This window comes from Mesorhizobium sp. P5_C1, assembly GCF_054049815.1.
Map to the genome: position 1 here is coordinate 1 of NZ_JBFULQ010001358.1, position 604 is coordinate 604.

The 604-nt window shown below is 62.6% G+C and carries 1 protein-coding gene; it reads left to right on the top strand.

Annotated elements, in window-relative coordinates; translation table 11 throughout:
• Positions 1-303: 303 nt before the first annotated feature.
• A partial coding sequence (locus ACXJ7R_RS35800; RefSeq protein ID WP_457155898.1) for a DUF1194 domain-containing protein occupies positions 304-604 on the top strand: 301 nt, incomplete at its 3' end.

The following is a 604-nucleotide window of genomic DNA, read 5'->3' on the forward strand; positions in this document are numbered from 1 at the left end:
GCCCGATTGGCGATTGGCCGTGAAACCGCGCGAACCCAACTTCGGGCTATCCTCGCCAAAACGGGAACGCATCGCCAGGCCGAGCTCACGGCACTGCTATCGCGCTTGCGCGTGCCCTCAAGACTCTGAGTGGCGCCCTCACCCAATCGGGTGAAGCGCGCAGTCACAAGCCAACGCACACTCCCCATTGGATTGCTGAGATCGCGCCTGTGGCGCCGGGGGCTGTGCCGGATGACAACATCGTTTGGCTGGAAATTTCGACCAGACCGGCCGAGAATACGACGGCCGGCAAGATCTTGCCTGATGGCACTGGCGCTTCTCGCCAGCTTTCCCTGCTCCCCATCGGCGGGAGCCGAATCCGGAACGCTCGGGGTCGATCTTGAACTGGTCCTCGCTGTGGACGTCTCATCCTCGATGAGCCTGTCCGAGCAACGGATGCAGCGCGACGGTTACGTCAATGCATTTCGGCACCCGGACCTCGCGAGAGCCATAGGATTGGGCGCACGCGGTAAGGTCGCGGTTTCGTATCTCGAATGGGCTGGGCCGAACTATCAGCGCGTCCTCCTGCCCTGGACGATTGTCGGTAGCTACGCCGACGCAAGAC